Genomic DNA, 17,821 nt, shown 5'->3' with positions numbered 1-17,821 from the left:
ACAGGATCAGGAGAGTCATCGATGGAAGCACTGGACGTCGGTGGATATGTGCTGGTGAGCCTGGCCGCACTCGTCTTCCTCTTCCTGCAGTCGTGGTTCGCCGCCACCGTGGTCCGACGCGTCGTCGGCGTTCCCACCGGCTGGCCCCGCACGCTGGCCGTCGGCCTCGTCATGAGCGCCGTCGTGGCCGTGACCGTCCAGTACCTCTATCGGGCCGGCACCGGCCAGAACGTCAGCGGCCTCGACGTCTCCCCCGGAGTGGCGATGCTGTTCATGGTGCTCGCCCTCGGCTGGATCTTCGCCCTGGGCGTCGGCGCCCTCGTCATGCTCGAAGCGGCCTTCCCCACCGGATCCCTGCCCGGCCCGCAGTCGCTGTTCTTCGGGTGGAAGTCCCGCCGTCGCCGCGCCCGCCGCTATGCCCAGGTCGTCTCCATTGCCGTCAGGCACGGGCTCGGTTCCCAGCTGCGCGGCTTCGGCGGGGATTCGCCGGGCCGGGAGGTCAAGACCGCGCGGGCGCTCAAGGAATCCCTCGCCGAAGCGGGGGTGACCTTCGTCAAGCTCGGACAGATGCTCTCAACCCGCCGAGACATCCTCCCGCCCGTGTTCGTCCGTGAACTCGAGACCCTGCAGACGCAGGTCACCCCGGAACCCTGGTCGGTCATCGAACCGGCCATCGAAGAGCGGCTCGGCCGACCGATCCGCGAAGTCATCGCGCACATCAGTCCCACTCCCCTGGCGGCCGCCTCGGTGGCACAGGTGCATGAGGCGACACTGCTCGACGGCACGGAGGTCATCGTCAAGGTGCAGCGGCCGAAGGCGCTCAACCAGGTCACGCAGGACCTCGACATCATCCTGAGGCTGGCGGCATGGCTGAACAAGACCACGACCTGGGGCCGGGATCTGGGGGTGAAGTCGCTGGCAGCGGGGTTCGCGAATACGCTCGAAGAGGAGCTCGACTATCGGATCGAGCTGGACAACATGGCCAGCATCGAGGCCTCGCTCAAACGGTCGGGGAAGTTCGACGTCACCGTCCCACACGGCTACCCGCAGCTCAGCGGCGAACGCCTGCTGATCATGGACCGGCTGCCCGGTCAGCCGGTATCACGAGCTGGGGAGCTGCTGAGCGGACTCAGCGATGCCGAGCGATCCCGGTTGGCGACGACGCTGCTGGGAGCCACGCTCGAGCAGATCATCGGTGACGGGATCTTCCACGCCGATCTGCACGCCGGGAACATCTTCATCACCCCCGACGGGAAACTGGGACTTCTCGACTTCGGTGCCGTCGGTCGACTCGATCCGGGCACGCAGACGTCTCTGGGCCTCATGCTCTATTCGATCGATCAGAACGACAGCGCTGGAGCCACCGACTCACTCATCGAACTGCTCGGACGACCCGACGGGCTCGATGACCGAGAGGTCGAACGCGCCGTCGGCGAACTCCTCCTGCGCTACGGCGGAGGCACCCGTGCGACACAGGGGCAGAAGCTCTTCGACGACCTGTTCAATCTCGTGCTCGCGCATCGGTTCTCCGTGCCGGCGCCGATCAGCGCCGCTTTCCGGGCGATGGCCTCCGTGGAGGGAGCGCTGCTGACGATCGATCCGAATTTCGACGTCGTCGCCGTGTCCCGGCAGGAGGGCAACAGGCTCGTGAGGTCGAAGCTCAAAGGCACGAAGATCACCGATGAGCTCCAGCGTCGGGCGCTGCAGCTGATGCCGATGATCGACCGAATGCCCCGCCGGATCAACAAGATCACCGAGGACCTCGAACGGGGCCGGTTCTCGATGAACATGCGTGTGCTCGAGAATCCCTCCGATCGCAGCTTCCTCACCAGCCTGTTCCAGCAGCTCATCGTCGCCGTCCTCGCCGGGGCCGCCGTGGTGGGAGCGATCATGCTCATCACCAGCAATGAGGGACCGCTGCTGACGAAGGACATCCGCCTGTATTCCTTCTTCGGCTTCGTGCTGCTCTTCGGCGGCTTCGTGCTGAGCATGCGATCGCTCATGCTCGTGTTCAAACGCGACGCGGACGAGTAGCGCGACGACTGCGCCTCGGCTCCTCCGTCCTCGACCGAGCTTTCGGACAGCGCCCTTCGGCACACGAACACGCACAAGCCCCGCGCTCCGCTGTTTCCAGCGGTGCGCGGGGCTTGTTCTGGTGGAGCCCCCTGTCAGACTCGAACTGACGACCTTCGCTTTACAAGAGCGGTGCTCTACCAACTGAGCTAAGGAGGCGTGCCGCAGACAGAGCGTCTGCGCCTACATGATAGTAGTCCATCGGCCGCGCCTGCCACAAAACCGCGGAGACGACGATGACCGGCCCCAGTTTCGGCCGGGCGGCCGGCCCCAGTTCCGGCCGGGCGGCCGGGCTAGGCTGGTCCCGGTCCGTGTCCCGTCCGGTCCCGGGCCGGAAGTCTCAGGCGATCAGCCCTTGAACTCTCCGGTCGCCTTGAGGATCTCGGCGGCCAGAGCCTGCGCGTCGCTGGTCTTGTCGGTGTGCTTGCCGTTGATGAGCACCCACGGGGTGGCTTCGACGCCGTCGTCCAGGGCATCCTGGCTCGACTTCTCGACGAACTTCTCGAAGCCCTTCTCGCTGACGCAGGACTTCACAGTCTGCTCGGAATCAGATGACAGCTTCTTCGAGGTGTCGACACCGGCCTTCTCGGCGACCTCGAGCAGCTCTTCGTCGCTGCGCCCGTCGCCGCCTTCTTCGGGCTGCTGAGCGTAGAGGGCGTCGAAGAGGTCCATGGCCTTCTCGGGCTGGCTGTCGATGGCACACGCCGCGAGGTTCGCCGCCCGGGTCGAGTACTCGTTGCCGCTGGACATGCGGTCGAGGAACGACACCGGCTTGTAGTTGACGACGATCGATCCCTCATCGGCGAGCTTCTTGAGCATCGACGAGTTGGTCTGCTCGAAGGCCTGGCATCCGGGGCACTGGAAGTCGAGGTAGACGGTGACCGTGGCAGCGTCCTTCTTCGCTCCGGCCTCGCTCGGCGCGGGCAGGTCCGAACTCTCACCTTCGGGCATCTTCAACGGCTGCACGAGTGCTTCGTCCTTGCCGACGGTGATTCCGTCGGCGATGTAGTTCTCGGGGTTCGCTGCAGGCTTGCTCTGCTGGAAGACGAGCACACCGACGACGGCAAGAACCGCGACGATGACGACGCCGATGCCGACGTAGAGGACCGTCTTTGCGGTTTTCTCCTTCTTCGCCTGATTCGCCGCGATCTGACGGGCGTTCGCGCGCGCCTTGTTCCGCTTATCGTCTCCGGAGCTGTTCTTCGCCATTGTTCCTCACGTTGGATCGTCTGACATCGGTGCGGCCTGGGGCCCGAACGGTTCGGGATGCCTTCCGCTCCCCGACGGCACCACTGTACCGAAACCCGTCGGGGACCGATTCCCAGAAATATTCAAGGTTCAACTACAACGTTCAACTGCCTGCCGCTCGGCGAGGGTGCCTCGGCTCAGCTCACACCGGGCCGGGCAGGTGATCGAAGGGGCTGATCGTCAGCGGCCACCAGGACATGGCCGCACCCGATTGAATGACCATCACGGCGAGGATCACGAGCAGCACGATCACGGCCAGAGCGATGAGACGTCCGAGCTGATTGCGGGTGGCGCCCGAGACCAGCAGCCGCGAACCGTAACGCAGACTCGACGCTCCAGGACCCACCCACAGCACGAGGGCGCCCGCGGCCCCGGCCGTCCACACCGACCACTGTTCGGAGGCTCCGCTGGGCACGACCCCGCCGATGTCGAGGCGAGTGAGCACGAGTGCGGCGGTGGCCGCGATCGCCGGCAGGATGACTGAGGCCACGGAGGTCAGGGCCGAGGCCAGGACAGCGCCCGGCGCCGAGGCGAGCGCCCGCCCGAATCCGCCCGTCTCCAATCCGCGGTCGAACCGATACCGCTGGACCTTCCGATCCAGACGCGTACCGGTGCGTGCGGCAACCGACCAGATGAGTGCGATGAGGCAGACGACCAGAGGGCTCAACGGCATGACGGCCACACCGAGCACGATGAGGCCGAAGACGACCCAACCGCCGCTGCGCACCCGCCGATAGGTCATCGGCATCCACGGTCGGCCACCGGGCTGCATCCCCTGACCGCCGGGCGCAATGCCCTGACCATCGGGTCCGCCGGGTCCGGTCCACGGACCCTGACCCTGCGGCTGCATCCCCTGACCGTTCGACCCGACGAAGCCCTGTGCCTGTCCGGGTGCCAGTCCCTGTCCGGGGTGGCCGCCCTGCCCGTGCTGGGCGAATCCGGACCGGCCGAGGTCGGCTCCGGCCAGCGGGGATTCCGGGCCGGCCTGGATATTTCCTTCGGGGCCGAGCGGCGCAGCGGTGCCCTGCTGGGGTTGGCCGGGCATCTGCCCGCCCCTGCCGAACTGGTCCGCCCCGTAGCCGGAGCCCGAATAGTTCGATGGTCGGCTGGCGCCGGGATACTGCGGCTGTCCGCCGGGAGTACCGGCGTACTGTCCTGGGTGCGGACCGCCCTGTCCCGCGACACCTGCGGCACCATACCCCGCGGCACCGCCCAGGGCCGCGCCGCCGGCGGCCGCCCCGGCCGCGCCGAATCCGGCGCCCGGCCCGTCATCGACCGCGGGCATGACAGCGGTTCCGCTCGGCGAACGCTGCACTCCCCCGCCGGCTCCTCCGCTGGGTCCCGATCCGAGCTGCGGCATCCGCCCGGATTCGATGTCGACGAGAGCGTCGAGGATCATCTGCCCCGACGGCCGTCGTTCGGGTTTCGGGTCGAGGCAGGCGGCGATGAGCGGAACGAAGTTCCTCGGTGCCCCGTCAAGATCGAATTTGCCCATGGCGACCCGACCGAGCACGGCTTCGAGGGGACCCGAACCATAGGGGTTGCGGCCGGTCGCGGCGAAGGCCATGGTCGCGGCCCACCCCCACCAGTCGGTCTTCTCGCTCGAGCTCTTGCCGTCGGCGATCTCCGGGGAGAGGTAGCCGGGTGTGCCCATGACGAGGCCGGTCGCGGTCACTCGCACTTCGTCGGCGACCTGCGCGATGCCGAAGTCGATGACCATCGGTTCGCCGTCCATGATCATCACGTTCGCGGGCTTGAGGTCGCGGTGGATGACGCCGGCCTCGTGGACGGCGTTGAGGGCGTCGAGGAGGGCGTGGCCGAAGTGGACGAGCTCATCCTCGGCGAAGGGGCCGTTGTCGCGGACGTCATCGGACAGGGTCTGCCCGTCAACGAATTCGGTGATGATGAACGGCTGCGCGGAGTCGAGCTCGGCGTCGAGGACCTCGGCGATGCGCGGGTGGCGGATGCGCCGCAGGGTCCGAGTTTCGCGGGCAAGGCGCTTGCGCGCGGTCTCGTCGTTGGCGATGTGAGGGTGCAGGACCTTGACCGCGACCGGGTTGTTTCCGCCGTCGACACCGAGGTAGACGACACCCATGCCGCCCGAGCCGAGCTCCTCGATGAGGCGGTAGCCCCCCAGTTCCTGTTCCATCACCTGGCCAAGCCTAGTCGAGCGAGTACAGTTCATTCCAAGGACCGACACAGGAGGAGGCGCAGATGAGCACCGTCAACTCTGCCGATTCACACACCGAAACCCAGTACGGAGACAGCGATTTCGTCGTGGTGGCCAACCGCCTTCCGGTTGATCGCGACCCCGAGGACGAAAGCCGAGGATGGCGCACCTCACCTGGGGGTTTGGTCACAGCGGTGGCTCCCGTGATGAAGGCCCAGGAGGGTGCGTGGATCGGGTGGACCGGGGTGCCGGATCAGGATTTCGACTCCTTCACCATTGATGGCATGCACCTGACCCCGGTGACCCTGACAAGTGAGGATGTCCGCAGGTATTACGAAGGGTTTTCCAACGCGACTCTGTGGCCGCTCTACCACGATGTCATCGTCCCGCCCGAGTTCCACCGCACATGGTGGGATGCGTATGTGCGGGTCAACGAGCGCTTCGCGCAGAAGGTCGCCGAGGTGGCTGCGGAGTCCGCGACCGTGTGGATCCATGACTATCAGCTCCAGCTCGTTCCGCTCATGGTTCGTCGTATGCGCCCCGATGTGGCCATCGGCTTCTTCAACCACATTCCGTTCCCGCCCTATGAGCTCTTCGCTCAGCTGCCGTGGCGGGACGAGATCCTGCGGGGCCTCCTCGGCGCCGATCTCGTCGGGTTCCAGCGTCCGGCGGATGCGGCGAACTTCCGCCGTGCGGTCCGTGGTCGGCTGAACTTCACGACGAAGGCCTCGACGGTCCTCGTGCCTGAGGGCGAATCCCTGGCCGCGCATGTCGTCCGCGCCGAAGCGTTCCCGATCTCGATCGACACCCCGTATCTCGAGCAGCTCGCCGAGGATCCCGACATCGTCGAACGGGCCCGGCAGATCCGCGAGGATGTCGGGAATCCGAAGGTCGTCATGCTCGGTGTCGACCGGATGGACTATACGAAGGGCATCCGGCACCGGCTCAAGGCCTATGGTGAGCTCATCGCCGAGGGCCGGCTCAACGTCGAGGATGTCGTGCTCATCCAGATCGCGACCCCGTCGCGGGAGCGGCTCGAGCAGTACAAGATCATCCGGCATGACGTCGAGCTCGCGGTCGGGCGGATCAACGGAGAACAGGCCGATGTCGGATCGATTCCCGTCCGCTACCTCCACCATTCCTATCCGCGCGATGAGATGACCGCGTTCTTCCTCGCCGCCGATGTCATGCTCGTGACCGCTCTGCGCGATGGGATGAACCTCGTCGCCAAGGAGTACGTGGCGTGCCGGAAGAACGATGACGGGGCGCTCGTGCTCTCCGAGTTCACGGGCGCGGCCGAGCAGCTCAAGGGGGCGGTGATGGTCAACCCGCACGACATCGGCAACCTCAAGGCCGGAATCCTCGAAGCCGTGGAGATGGATGAGAGGACGCGCACGCGGCGGATGCGGCAGATGCGACGGAAGGTCGATACGGACACCGTGAGTCTGTGGTCGAAGAACTTCCTCGCCGAGCTCGACCACATCAAACACAATCCCGAGGCCATCGTCCCCGACCGTCCCGTGGTGCAGAAGAGCCGGACCGCTCCCCCACCGGATACTCCGGCAGCGCCGTCGGATCGTGCGCAGCGGCCCGAGGACGCCGACTGGGTCTCCGAGATCTCCACCGCCCGCTAGAAGACACCTGGTGAGAATGGAAACGACAGTGCCCTCCCCTGCCCTGATGACCCCCGCCGAGGTGGATCTGCGTGAGCTCGTCAGCGCCGATTCGCTGCTCCTCGCCCTGGACTTCGACGGGGTGCTCGCTCCTCTGCAGGATGATCCGGAGACGTCCCGGATGGTGCCGGCTTCGGCCGCGGCCATCGCCGAGCTGGCCCGGCTGCCGCACACTCGGGTGGCCTTGGTCTCCGGCCGTGACATCGCGACCCTGCAGCGGCTGACGCAGGTGCCGGAAGCGGTGTGGATGATCGGCTCCCACGGCGCCGAAGCCGATTTCGGTGCGGGTTCCGAACTCGGCGCGGGTGCTCATCTCGACGTCGAGGCTGATGTCGGCGCGGGTTCAGCGCTCACTCGGTCCCCCGAGCTCACACCGCACGAGCAGGAGATGCTCGCGGCCATCGACGCGCACATCGCTGCCTTCGAACACGCCCTGCCCGAGGCGGGAGGCTTTTCCGATGTCCTCGTCGAGCGCAAACCCTATTCGCGCACGGTGCACACGCGCGGTGTCGCCCCCGAGGTCGCGGCGGCCCTGCACGAGCACGCCACCGAGGTCGCTGAGGAGTTCCCAGCCATCCGCGTCATCGAAGGCCACGACATCACCGAACTCGCGGTGAAGCAGGCGACGAAGGGCGACGGCATCCGGCTGCTCGCCCGCGCCGGGGCACCGAGTGCGATGGGCTACCTCGGCGATGATGTCACCGACGAAGACGCCTTCGCCGCCCTCGGCGAGCTCACGGCTCCCTCCTCGTCGCCTGCAGGCGCGGGCGAAGCTCAAGCGGACTCGGCACAGCCCGCCCTCGACGCCGGCCTGACCCTCAAGGTCGGGACCGCCGCGACCGCGGCCACCTGGCGGATCGCCGATCCCGCGGCCGTCGCCGAACTCCTCGGCCGCCTCGCTCGGGAACGTGCCGAGCACCTCGGTGCCGGTCGCCACTGAACTGGACTCACCGACCCAGGGTTCGAACCGCGGTCGGGCACGGCCGCCTCGGCGAGGGGCGGGTCCGATTCCGTCCGCCTGGGCGTCAGCGGCGCTGCGGGGGAACCGCGCTGGCGCGGAGCACAAGGTCGGGGTCGACCGTGTAGTCGACGTGCACGCGCTTCTCACCGGCGGCGATCATCGTCCGGATCTCATCGATCGCCGACTGCGCCACGGTCGTCCAGTCATAGACGACCTGCGACAGCGGGGGCTGAACGACGTCGGCGTCGGGAACGTCGCCGACCGTGAGCAGCGACAGGTCCCGGGGGACGTCGAGCTTGAGTCGCTGCGCGGCCTCGAGCAGACCGAACGACAGCGACGGAGCACAGGCGATGACGGCCGTGCAGCGCAGGTCGAGGAGCTCATCGGCGGCGGCGACACCGGCCATGGCACCGCCGGCGGCCTCGACGACGGGGGCCTGATCGCGGGTCGCGGGGATGTGGAGGATGCCGGCCATCGCCTTGCGGAATCCGGCGATGCGGGCCGGTGCCGCGGAGTCGCGCAGCACCGCCAGTCCGATGCGGCGGTGTCCGAGGTGGACGAGGTGAGCCACGGCGGTGTCGATGCCGCCGGTGGCGTCGAGGTAGATGCGAGAGATCCCGTCGTCGTGACGGGCGTTCGAGATGCGGATGAGCGGCAGTCCGCGTTCGCCGAGCATCCCGGCGAGCGCTCCGGCCGCCCCTCCGCCGACGACGATGGCGCCGGAGACCCTCGGACCGCCTTGGTCATCGCCGAGGATCGTATCGGCCAGAGCCGCATTGCGTTCGGCGATCGCCTCGACGTGGACGACGGCGATGCGCAGGGCGAACATCCGGTTCGTCAGGATCTCTGCCAGCCGCGAATAGGGGTCGACGTTGCCGGCGGAGACGGCGGGTTTGATGAGCGCGATGAGCGGCTCCCCGGTCCCGGCTCCCGCCGGCTGAGGACGTCCGATGTGCTGGGTCTCGGGACTGTGACCGGCGGCTCCGAGGATGGCCAGCGCCTGCTGCACCTTCGCCAGCGAGGCGGCTGAGACCGAGTCGGGGTCACGCAGGGCTCGGGAAGCGGTGGCCTTCGAGACTCCCGCGGCGCCGGCGATCTCGGAGAGGCGGACGTGCCGGTGTTCGGGCTGCGGCTGGCCCGGGTGGTGGCCGGTCATTGTCTGGCCGCCGTCGTCGAGGTGCGGGCGATGAGTCGCGGGCGGAAGACCGGAGGCACCGTCGGCAGTCCGGTCGGTGTGATGCGCAGGGTGTTGAGAGTCGCGGCGATCAGCGCATTCGACAGACCTTCGACGTCGAGACCGAGAACCGTGGCAGGAGGGCCGGTGAATTTCATCGTCGGGGAGTCGCCGAAGCCGACGACAGACATGTCCCGCGGCACCTGCAGATGCCGGTTGCGCAGTCCGTGCAGTGCCCCGTGCAGCTGCAGAGCGGATTGGACGATGACGGCGGTGCAGGTCGCATCCTTGAGTTCGAGGACGGCCCGGGATCCGCCGGAGAACGACTTCGGCACGCGGGCGATCCAGTCCTCGAGGTCGAGCCCGAGGTTCCTCGCCGGGTGCTCGGCACGGAAGCGGCGGATGAGCTGCACGGCGAGTTCGCCGCTGTCGTTGCAGATCAGCCCGATCCTCCGGTGCCCGATCGCTCGCAGATGTTCGAACGCCGTCGTCATCCCACCGCCGAGGTCGAGGCGGGCGGCGATGATATCGGCACTGCCGCGCCCGGACTCACTGCTGGGCTCACCGCCGGGGTCGTCGCCACCGGCTGCGGACTGTTCGTCGACCCGGATGCAGGGGATCTCGGTATGCAGACTCGTCAGGGTCGGGGTCACGAGAGCCACGGCACCGGCATCGATCGCCACTCGCAGCGGCTCCGGATCGGTCTCGACCAACGGGCGGGTGACGAGCAGATCATGATCCTGCAGGGCTTTGGCCACCCGGGTGCAGACCTGGACCTGCCAATGTTCGGGATTGCCCGGAGCGCTCACCGCCACAAGCCGCCTCGGCGCGTCATGGAGCAGGGTCGAACGCGAGTATCCGAGCTCGTTCATCGCCTCGAGGACCTTCGTCCGCGTCGCCGCGGCAACGGCATCGCGCCTGCCGAGGACGCGAGAGACCGTGGCCAGGGACACTCCCGCCCGGGCGGCGACCTCCTCCAGCGTGACCTTCATACCTTGCAGTCTACTTTCGGCCGATGTCTGCATCTGTGCACTGTGGTCGTGCTGAGAATCACTCTACGCTTTGTCGAATAGACTGAGCACCCGACCGATCCACCCCGTAGGATAAGGGTGACTGAGCATCCCCGCCAGGTCACCGACGACCAGCTGCTCACCGATTTACCCAAAGGAGGACGTATGTCAACGGTGTCGTTGAATGGCCTCAGTCATATCTACGAGAACACGACGTCCGAATCCGTACACCCCTTCAACCTCTTCGTCGACACCGGCGAATTCCTCGTCCTCTACGGTCCTTCCGGGTCGGGCAAATCGACGATCCTGAGGATGCTCCACGGGCTCGAGACCCCGAAGACGGGCACCATCCTCATCGACGGCGTCGACATCACCCATGCCGCCGTCAACGACCGCGACGTGACCCTGGCCCTGGAGAGCTACGCCCTCTACCCGCACATGAGCGTGCGCGACAACCTCGGCTTCGCCCTCCGGGTCGACGGACTGCCGGCCGAGGAGATCACAGACCGCGTCGAAACCGTGATGGACAAGATCGGCCTCACCGAGATCCTCGATTCCGTCCCCGGCGACCTCACCCAGCTGCAGCGGCAGACCGTGGCCCTGGCCCGGGCGGTCGTGCGCCGCCCGAAGGTGCTCATCATGGACGAGCCCGTGGTCAACCTCGTCCCCGAACAGCAGTCCGAGACGCTGGCGCTCATCAAGGAACTGCAGCAGGAATTCGGTCTGACCACCATCTACGCCACCTCCGACCTCGAGGACGCGAAGATCCTCGGCGATCGGATCGCCTTTCTCGACCGCGGTCGGCTCATCGGGGTGGAGACACCGGAACTCGCCGAGGCGATCGTGGCGTCGATCTCCGACACGGACTCCTGAACCGTGGCGGGCACCCCGACTCCCGGTGACTCCGCGGCCGGGACCGCCGCCGCGATCGCCCGTCCCCCTGCGCCGCAGATCCACACGATCCGGGATTCCAACCATGCCCAGCTGGCCGAACTGCCCTGGCATCTGCCCTTGGCCGACTGGCCGGAGACCCTGCTCGGCGGTCTGCCCCGCGGCATCTCCCGTCATGTCGTGCGCTATGTCGAGATCGGCGACGAGGTGCTCGCGATCAAGGAGACCGAGGACAAGCAGGCGGTGCGCGAATTCGACATCCTCGGTGCACTCGGCAACCTCGATGTCCCTCTCGTCGAACCCCGCGCCGTCGTCACCGGCCGCACCACCGCGTCCGGCCAGAAGCTCAACGGCGCACTCATCACCGCGTACCTCGAGTTTTCCCTGCCCTACCGTGCCCTCTTCTCCCGGGACCTCGCCCGGGACACCGGCGATCGCCTCGTCGACGCCCTGGCCGTGCTGCTGGCCCGCCTCCACCTGGTCGGCTTCTTCTGGGGTGATGTGTCCCTGTCGAACACACTCTTCCGCCGCGACGCCGACGCCTATGCCGCCTATGTCGTCGACGCCGAGACCGGGGAGCTGCACGATCAGCTCTCCGACGGGCAGCGGAACATGGATCTGCGGATCGCGCGGATGAATATCGCCGGAGACTTCCTCGATCTTCAGGCCGCGGGCCTCGTCGCCCCGGAGACCGACCCGCTGGCGGCCAGCGAACGCCTGTGCGAGTCCTACAACGCCCTGTGGGCGGAGCTGACCCGGGTCGAGGAGTTCAGCGTCAACGAACGCTGGCGCATCGACGAACGCATCCGCCGACTCAATGCCCTCGGCTTCGACCTCGGCGAGCTGACCGTGACGACCGATATCGACGGCATCAGCCTGCTCGTCGAACCGAAGATCGTCGAACCCAACCACCACTCCCGGCGTCTGCTGCGCCTGACCGGCATCGGCGCCAACGAGAACCAGGCCCGCGCGATGCTCAACGACCTCGATTCCTTCCGCTCCGCCCCGGAGATCGCCGAGGTCGACGAACTCGATGAATCCCAAGCCGCCCGCCGGTGGCTCGACGAGGTCTACAAACCGCTCATCCAGGCGATCCCGCAGAACCTCACCCGCAAGCTCGAGCCAGGTCAGATCTTCTACGAATTCGCCGAACACCGCCGCACCATGGCCCGCGCCCGCCAACGCGACATCCCGACGATGGAGGCCATCGCGTACTTCATCGTCGACTACCTGGCGAACCTGCCCGACGAGATCCGCTACGTCGACAGCAAGAAGTTCTGAACCCGCGCCGTTCCACAAGGTGAAACGACGAGGGCGGGGCCGCCTCGGCGGGCATACCTTGGAACTCGACGGAGGCGACGATGACGTCCCTCTCGCACCGATTCCGCCCTGGAAGGACCCCGATGACCACGAACGAGCTGATGCCCACGAACGAGACCAACCCGTCGATCACCTCCCTGTTCGACCTCAGCGGACGCACGGCCGTCGTCGTCGGGGCCGGATCCGGGCTGGGCCAAGCCAGCGCCATCGGCCTCGCCGATGCCGGTGCCCACGTCATCGCCGCCGACCTCAACCTCGGCGGCGCCGAGGACACCGCCGCGCTCATCTCCGCCCGCGGTGTCGGATCCGCTGAGGCCCGCGCCGTGGACATCACGGACACGGACTCCGTCGAATCTCTCGTCGCCGACCACGCCGATGCCCAGGCCCTCGTCGTCACCCCGGGGGCGAACGTGCGCAAACGCCTCACAGCGACCAGCGATGACGAGTTCGATCGGGTCATCGACATCAACCTCAAGGGCACGTACCGGCTGCTGCGCGGGTTCGGTCGGGAGATGGCGACCCGCGGTCGCGGCTCGATCGTCACCTACGCCTCGTTCCGGGCACTGGCCATCGAACCCGGACAGGGGCTCTACGCCGCGGCGAAGGCCGGTGTCGTGCAGCTGACGAAGACTCTCGCAAGCGAGCTCGGCGGGCAGGGTGTGCGCGTGAACGCGGTGCTGCCCGGACCCTTCGACACCCCGCTCACCCAGCAGATCAAGGCCGACGAGAGGTGGTGGGGCGCCTACGCGGACAAGACCGCACTGGGCCGGTGGGGACGCCTGCACGAAATCGCCGGGCCCGTCGTGTTCCTCGCCTCGGACGCCTCGAGCTACGTCACCGGCCATTCGCAGCTCGTCGACGGCGGGTGGATGGCACAGGACGGACGGTTCACCCCCGACGTCTGAGATCTCGCCCGTCGGGCTCGACGTCTGAGATCTCGCCGGTCGGGTTCGGCAAGCGTGGTTCCCGATCGTCGGGCTCGCGGTGTGAGATCCGCGACGATTCATGCCGCCGATGCCCGTGATCGCGGGGCTCCCACCCGAAGAGTCATGTATTTTTATGCAAAACTATGTATATGACCGTTTCGCCTGATCCATCCACCCCGCCGACGCCCACCCCCACCGGGGTGCTGCGGCAGCTGGGACGACGCAAATCGATCAGCGCCATGACCGCAGAAGCGCAGGCCGCAGCGGAGTCCGGTGAGTCCGGTGGTCTGCGTCGGACCTTCGGCGTCTTCCAGCTGACGATGATCAGCGTCGGCGCCACCTTGGGCACGGGAATCCTCGTCATCCTCGGCGAGGCCGTTCCCGTTGCGGGTCCCGCCGTCTGGCTGGCCTTCGTCCTCGCAGGACTCACGGCGCTGCTCTCGGCAGTCAGCTATGCCGAGATGGCGGGCATGGTTCCGGTGTCGGGATCGAGCTACTCGTACTCCTACGCCACCCTCGGCGAGGGTGTGGCCTGGGTCTGCGGCTGGTGTCTCGTGCTCGAATACGCGGTCTCCGTGGCCGCGGTCGCCGTCGGAGCCGCCGACTACGTCAATGAGACCCTGCGCGTCTTCGGTCTCGAGCTGCCGGCTGCGCTGACCACAGGACCCGGTCTGGCGGACAATCCCGGCGGGGTCATCAACGTCTCCGCGCTCGTCGTCGTGGCTCTGGCGACCGTGCTGCTCATGCGCGGTGCCCGAGAGTCCGGCATCGTCAACACGATCCTCGTCTTCGTCAAGCTCGGCATCCTCGTGTTCTTCGCCATCGTCGCCTTCACCGCTTTCAAGGCCGGCAACTTCGCTCCGATGCTGCCGATGGGCGCCGCCGGTGTCACCGCGGCCGCCTCGAGCGTGTTCTTCTCCTATATCGGCTTCGACGCCGCCTCGACAGCCGGTGAGGAGGCGAAGAACCCTCGGCGTGACCTGCCGCGGGCGATCATCTTCTCGATGCTCATCGTCACCTCGATGTACGTCCTCGTCGCCGTCACCGCGATCGGCGCCCGTCACTGGCAGTGGTTCGAGTCCGCACACGCCCCGCTGGTCCAGATCGTCGAAGAGATCACCGGGTCGAACATCGCCGTGCTCGTCTTCGCCGTGGCCGCGGTGCTCGCGATCTTCTCCGTGGTCATCACGGTCCTCTACGGGCAGTCGCGGATCCTGCTGACGATGTCCCGCGACGGAATGGTGCCGAAGATCTTCAGCCGCGTCTCCCAGCGCACCGGCACTCCCCTGGTCGGCACGCTCATCATCGGCGGACTCGTGGCGCTCACCGCGGCGTTCATCCCCCTCGGCGAACTCGCCGACGCCACGAGCATCGGCACGCTCTTCGCGTTCTGCCTCGTCAATCTCGCCGTCATCTACCTGCGCTTCAAGCGCCCCGATCTCGACCGGTCGTTCAAGGTCCCCTTCGGCCCGGTCGTGCCGGCGCTGGGTGCGCTGGCGTGTGCGTTCCTCATGGTCAACCTCGGCGGTCGGACCTGGATCGTCTTCGGCGTCTGGATGGCCGTCGGTGCGCTGGTCTACTTCACCTACAGTCGCCGCCATTCCGTCGTCGGGCAGCTGTCCGAGACCAGCTATCGCACCACCGTAAACTCCTAATTGCTACGTGACGGCGGCGCAGCAACCTCGCGCGAGGTTGCTGCGCCGCCGTCGGGTAGCAATGGGGAGGGTCAGGGGCGGCGGGAGCGGGCCACCTCGTAGAGGGAGACGGCCGCGGCGATGCCGGCGTTGAGCGACTCGGTGGTCGCGGCGATCGGGATCGACACGATCTGGTCGCACTTCTCCGAGATCAGACGCGAGAGCCCCTTGCCTTCGGAGCCGACGATGATGCACAGCGGGTCCCTGGTGAAAGTCAGCTCCGGCAGCTCGACGTCGCCGTCCATGTCGAGGCCGACGACGAAAACGCCTCGCTTCTTCAGCTCATCGATGGCCCGGGCGAGATTGACGACCTGGGCGACGCGGATCCGCGCGGCGGCTCCGGCCGAGGTCTTCCATGCCGCGGCCGTCATCGAGGCGGCGCGACGTTCGGGGATGATCACTCCGTGCCCGCCGAAGGCCGCGGTCGAACGCACGATCGCACCGAGGTTGCGCGGATCGGTCACGCCGTCCAGAGCCACCAGCAGCGGAGTCTCGGCGCGATCGGCCGCGTAGTCGAGCAGATCGGAGGGATCGGCGTAGTCATACGGCGGCACCTGCAGGGCGATGCCCTGGTGGATCGCGTCATCGGTGAGCCGGTCGAGATCGGGCTTGCTCGCCTCGAGCATCGAGATCCCCCGCTGTGTGGCCAGGGTGATGGCCTCACGGACCCGGTCATCGGAGTCGATGCGCCCGGACACGTACATCGCGGTGGCCGGAACGCCTTCACGCAGCGCTTCGAGCACCGAGTTGCGCCCCGCGACCATGTTCGGCCCGAGCTCCTTCTTCTTCCGCTTCGCCTGCGCCGAGGCGTTCGCGGACTTCCGGTGCTGCGCGGCCTTGTGTGCCTTGTGGTAGACGCGATCCTCGGCCTTGGGCGTCGGCCCTCTGCCGCGCAGGCTGCGCTTGTTCTTACCGCCCGACCCCTTGGTCGGACCCTTCTTCGAACCGCCGGAGCGGGGTGTGGAAGCCATGTGATTCCTATCGGATGCGTTGGGAGTCACGGGCCTGCGCCCATGACCGAAGTTCGTGGTCCTCAGCCCTCGCCGAGGTGGTAGCGGTAACCGTCGGCCGTGTCCTCGATGATGACGCCGGCCGCGGCGAGTTCGTCGCGGATGCCGTCCGCGGTGGCATAGTCCTTTGCCGCCTTCGCCTCGGCCCTCTTCTGCGCCATGGCGGCGACGAGGGAGTCAAGCGCGGATTCGGCCTTCGCATCGGCCGCAGATGCGGTCCATGCCTCGGCGCTGGGATTGACGCCGAGGATGTCGAGCATGAGTTCGACCTCAGCGACGACCGTCGCCAGACCCTCACAATCACCTCCGGCATCGAGAAGCTTCGCCCCCTCGGTGACGGTCGCGAAGACCACAGACAGGGCTCTGGGCACACCGAGGTCGTCATCGAGGGCCGCGGCGAACTCGACGGGAACGTCGACGCTGCGTCCGGCGTAGCCGTCGGTGACGTCCGGCAGCGCGGGGGCCTGCGCGCCGAGCGTCTGGCGGGCACGCTGGAGGAAGTTCTGCAGACGCTCGAGCGAAGCCGCCGAGCGTTCCATCGCCGTGGTCGAGAAGTCGAGGATCGACCGGTAACCAGCTCCCGTGAGGAAGTAGCGCACGGCCAACGGGCTGAAGCGTTCGAACAGATCGGAGGCGAAGACCGAGTTGCCCAGGGACTTCGACATCTTGTCCCCGCCGACGTTGAGCAGGCCCGAATGCATCCAGATGTTCGCGAAGCCGTCACCGGCCGCCCGCGACTGAGCGAGTTCGTTCTCATGGTGCGGGAAGCGCAGGTCGAGTCCGCCGCCGTGGATGTCGAAGTTCGACCCCAGGTACTTCGTCGACATGGCCGAGCATTCGATGTGCCAGCCCGGACGCCCCCGGCCCCAGGGTGAGGGCCAGGAGGCGGTGATCGGCTCGGATTCCTTGTGCGCCTTCCACAGTGCGAAGTCCCGGGCGTCCTTCTTCCCCCGCAGCTCGGCGCCCTCGGACAGCTCCATGTCCTCGAGCTTCTGGTTGGTCAGGGCACCGTATTCGCTCCACGAGGCGGCGTCGAAGTAGACATCGGCACTGCCGTCGAGTGCGGGGTAGGCATGACCGGCCTCGATGAGTCGGGAGATGAGTTCGATCATCTCGGTGATGTGCCCGGTCGCACGCGGTTCGCTGCTCGGCGGGAGCACGTCGAGTGCGTCGTAGGCGGCGGTGAAGGCCCGCTCGTACTTGAAAGCGTGAGCGAACCACTCACGACCCTCTTCGGTCGACTTCGAGAGGATCTTGTCGTCGATGTCGGTGACGTTGCGGACCATCGTCACCCGGTAGCCGCTGTAGAGCAGCCAGCGACGCAGGGTGTCGAACACCGCTGCAGACCTCAGGTGCCCGATGTGCGGTTCGCCCTGCACCGTGGCGCCGCAGACGTAGATCCCCACCTGACCGTCGCGGACGGGGCGCAGTTCTTCAGTCGTGCGGCTGGCAGTGTTGTAGAGCGAGATAGTCACGCCCACAAGTCTACCGGGCTTGGTCGCTTTCCCCGTTTTCCCGCATTCGATACCAGACTGTTATGCACATCACGTGATGTACAGCACATCGCACAGTGAATTCCCAGTAAAGTGGAATCATGCAATGAAGTCCGTTGCGGGAACCTTTCTCGTATAGCGGACTTCAGACGTGCCTGCCGGTCTCACAGATGAGACT

Annotated in this window: 13 protein-coding genes and 1 tRNA gene; 7 read left to right on the top strand and 7 right to left on the bottom strand. The window is 67.0% G+C overall.

Translation table 11 applies throughout. The annotated features are described in order from the left end of the window. Positions 1–21: 21 nt before the first annotated feature. Complete coding sequence (locus ACPUD7_RS10915; protein ID WP_425119901.1) at positions 22–2,034, top strand: ABC1 kinase family protein; 2,013 nt, start codon at positions 22–24, stop codon at positions 2,032–2,034. 122 nt (positions 2,035–2,156) lie between these two features. Here the strand turns inward: ACPUD7_RS10915 and ACPUD7_RS10910 are convergent. The 3 genes from ACPUD7_RS10910 to ACPUD7_RS10900 form a co-directional block, all read right to left on the bottom strand. Then, a tRNA-Thr gene (locus ACPUD7_RS10910) sits at positions 2,157–2,232 on the bottom strand. A 189-nt stretch (positions 2,233–2,421) separates the two neighbouring features. Next, a complete protein-coding gene (locus tag ACPUD7_RS10905; protein WP_425119900.1) occupies positions 2,422–3,282 on the bottom strand; it encodes a DsbA family protein in 861 nt (286 codons plus the stop codon). Between the two features lie 181 nt (positions 3,283–3,463). Then, a complete protein-coding gene (locus ACPUD7_RS10900) occupies positions 3,464–5,470 on the bottom strand; it encodes a serine/threonine-protein kinase (RefSeq protein WP_135539185.1) in 2,007 nt (668 codons plus the stop codon). A 65-nt stretch (positions 5,471–5,535) separates the two neighbouring features. Here ACPUD7_RS10900 and ACPUD7_RS10895 point away from each other — a divergent pair, with 65 nt between their 5' ends. Continuing rightward, the gene (locus ACPUD7_RS10895) at positions 5,536–7,125 is read left to right on the top strand and encodes an alpha,alpha-trehalose-phosphate synthase (UDP-forming) (protein ID WP_425119899.1); all 1,590 of its coding nucleotides are present in this window, start codon (positions 5,536–5,538) and stop codon (positions 7,123–7,125) included. Positions 7,126–7,141: 16 nt separating this feature from the next. Beyond that, positions 7,142–8,104: a trehalose-phosphatase gene (locus ACPUD7_RS10890; RefSeq protein WP_167854396.1), complete on the top strand. Its 963-nt coding sequence runs from the start codon at positions 7,142–7,144 to the stop codon at positions 8,102–8,104. Positions 8,105–8,189: 85 nt separating this feature from the next. Here ACPUD7_RS10890 and ACPUD7_RS10885 read toward each other — a convergent pair whose 3' ends face one another. Together ACPUD7_RS10885 and ACPUD7_RS10880 are read right to left on the bottom strand one after the other, a co-directional pair. Next, positions 8,190–9,281 carry a LacI family DNA-binding transcriptional regulator gene (locus ACPUD7_RS10885; RefSeq protein ID WP_135539190.1) on the bottom strand — a complete coding sequence of 364 codons (1,092 nt, stop codon included), beginning with the start codon at positions 9,279–9,281 and terminating at the stop codon, positions 8,190–8,192. Further along, on the bottom strand, positions 9,278–10,291 hold the full coding sequence (locus ACPUD7_RS10880; RefSeq protein WP_425119898.1) for a LacI family DNA-binding transcriptional regulator: 1,014 nt from the start codon (positions 10,289–10,291) through the stop codon (positions 9,278–9,280). Before ACPUD7_RS10880 ends, ACPUD7_RS10885 begins: the two co-directional genes overlap by 4 nt. A 117-nt stretch (positions 10,292–10,408) precedes the next feature. Here ACPUD7_RS10880 and ACPUD7_RS10875 point away from each other — a divergent pair, with 117 nt between their 5' ends. The 4 genes from ACPUD7_RS10875 (at position 10,409) to ACPUD7_RS10860 (ending at position 15,101) form a co-directional block, all read left to right on the top strand. Continuing rightward, on the top strand, positions 10,409–11,182 hold the full coding sequence (locus ACPUD7_RS10875; protein WP_425119897.1) for an ABC transporter ATP-binding protein: 774 nt from the start codon (positions 10,409–10,411) through the stop codon (positions 11,180–11,182). Positions 11,183–11,185: 3 nt separating this feature from the next. After that, positions 11,186–12,481: a DUF4032 domain-containing protein gene (locus tag ACPUD7_RS10870; protein WP_240689706.1), complete on the top strand. Its 1,296-nt coding sequence runs from the start codon at positions 11,186–11,188 to the stop codon at positions 12,479–12,481. A 122-nt stretch (positions 12,482–12,603) separates the two neighbouring features. Beyond that, on the top strand, positions 12,604–13,425 hold the full coding sequence (locus tag ACPUD7_RS10865) for an SDR family NAD(P)-dependent oxidoreductase (RefSeq protein ID WP_425119896.1): 822 nt from the start codon (positions 12,604–12,606) through the stop codon (positions 13,423–13,425). Between the two features lie 170 nt (positions 13,426–13,595). Then, the gene (locus ACPUD7_RS10860) at positions 13,596–15,101 is read left to right on the top strand and encodes an amino acid permease (protein ID WP_135539196.1); all 1,506 of its coding nucleotides are present in this window, start codon (positions 13,596–13,598) and stop codon (positions 15,099–15,101) included. Positions 15,102–15,172: 71 nt separating this feature from the next. Here the strand turns inward: ACPUD7_RS10860 and rlmB are convergent, their stop codons facing one another. Next, complete coding sequence (gene rlmB / locus ACPUD7_RS10855) at positions 15,173–16,111, bottom strand: 23S rRNA (guanosine(2251)-2'-O)-methyltransferase RlmB (protein WP_135539198.1); 939 nt, start codon at positions 16,109–16,111, stop codon at positions 15,173–15,175. A gap of 62 nt (positions 16,112–16,173) precedes the next feature. Beyond that, a complete protein-coding gene (gene cysS / locus ACPUD7_RS10850) occupies positions 16,174–17,625 on the bottom strand; it encodes a cysteine--tRNA ligase (protein WP_135539200.1) in 1,452 nt (483 codons plus the stop codon). Positions 17,626–17,821: the final 196 nt, after the last annotated feature.

The sequence above is a fragment of the Brevibacterium sp. FAM 24630 genome (genome assembly GCF_049804075.1).
Classification (GTDB): Bacteria; Actinomycetota; Actinomycetes; order Actinomycetales; family Brevibacteriaceae; genus Brevibacterium.
Note: the sequence above shows the minus strand (reverse complement) of the source record. Positions and strands in the feature narration are given on the sequence as shown.